We start from the raw sequence: 1,505 nt of genomic DNA, 5'->3' as shown, positions 1-1,505 counted from the left end.
GAGCAAGCAGGAGGAACATGGACACAAACATCAGGAGCAGGAGGAACGTTTAATGCTGGAGCAGGTACTTATACCCCAGCTCCAGGAGCAACAACTTCTACATTTGCCTATACTTTAGTTGGAACAGCACCATGTATTAACGATACAAGTGTGGCTACAATTAACATCAACGCTCAGCCAAATGCAGGAGTAGATGGTAATACTACAGTTTGTGATTCAAGTGTAGCACCAATTGACTTATTCAGTTTAATTACGGGTGAGCAAGCAGGAGGAACATGGACACAAACTTCAGGAACAGGTGGAACGTTTAATGCCGGAGCAGGTATTTATACACCAGCCCCAGGAGCAACAACTTCTACGTTTACGTATACTTTAGTTGGAACAGCACCATGTATTAACGATACAAGTGTAGCTACAATTAACATCAACGCTCAGCCAAATGCTGGAACAGATGGAGCAACTATAACTTGTGAGAACAATCCAGCGACTATCAACTTATTCAGTTTAATCACTGGAGAACAAGCAGGAGGAACATGGACACAAACATCAGGAACGGGTGGAACGTTTAATGCAGCAGCAGGAACATTTACTCCAGCAATGGGTGCAACCACTTCTACATTTACCTATACGTTAACAGGAACTGCACCATGTGTGAATGATTCTAGTGTGGCAACGGTTAATGTAAATATGGCTCCAACAGCAACTATTAGTTACTCAGGTCCATATTGTGTAAACACAACATCAGCTCAAAATGTTACGTTAACAGGAACAGGAAACTATACAGGTGGAACATTTAGTTCAACAACTGGATTAAGTATTAACGCTACAACAGGAGCCATAACTCCAAGCACAAGTACACCAGGAACTTATGTGGTAACGTATACCATTCCAGCTGGTTCATCATGTTTACCGGTACAAACTCAAACGAATGTTACCATCACTCCAAAACCAGTGATGACGTACACGGTAACTACTCCAATTTGTGATGGAAGTGCCTTAAACTTTGTATTGAGTAGCAATGTTCCAGGAACAACTTATACTTGGGATGCATCAAATAATGGATTAACAGGATTTAATGCTTCAGGAACGCAAGCAGATATTAATCAAGTGGTTCATTTAACCAATCCAATGGTTGGAGGAACAATTACTATGGTAATTTTACCATCAGCAAACGGATGTACAGGAAATCCAGTAACAGTTAATTTAGTTGTGAATCCAAACCCGGTAATTAGTTCAATTACTGTTGAAGATGCGCAAATTTGTTCAGGAAGTCAAGTTCATATTGATGTAGACGGAGAACCAACAGGATTAACGTATACTTGGACAGCTGTAAATAACAATGGTGTTATCATTACAAGTGGAACATATAGTGGAACTTCAGCAAATGGAGCATTGAACTTACAATTGACAACAAATAGTCCAACCACAATAGGAACGATTCAGTTTGAATTTACTCCAATTAGAAACGGATGTGTAGGAACGCCAGTTTTATCACAAGTAATTAC

The 1,505-nt window shown here is 40.0% G+C and carries 1 protein-coding gene; it reads left to right on the top strand.

All coding sequences use genetic code 11. The features are described from left to right. Positions 1-1,505: PKD-like domain-containing protein (locus tag BMY86_RS13115; RefSeq protein ID WP_317040103.1), on the top strand; the 1,505-nt coding region annotated here is incomplete at both ends.

This window comes from Flavobacterium urocaniciphilum (assembly GCF_900110615.1).
Lineage (GTDB): Bacteria > Bacteroidota > Bacteroidia > Flavobacteriales > Flavobacteriaceae > Flavobacterium > Flavobacterium urocaniciphilum.
The sequence above is the reverse complement of the archived record's forward strand: the minus strand, read 5'-3'. Positions and strand labels throughout refer to the sequence as shown.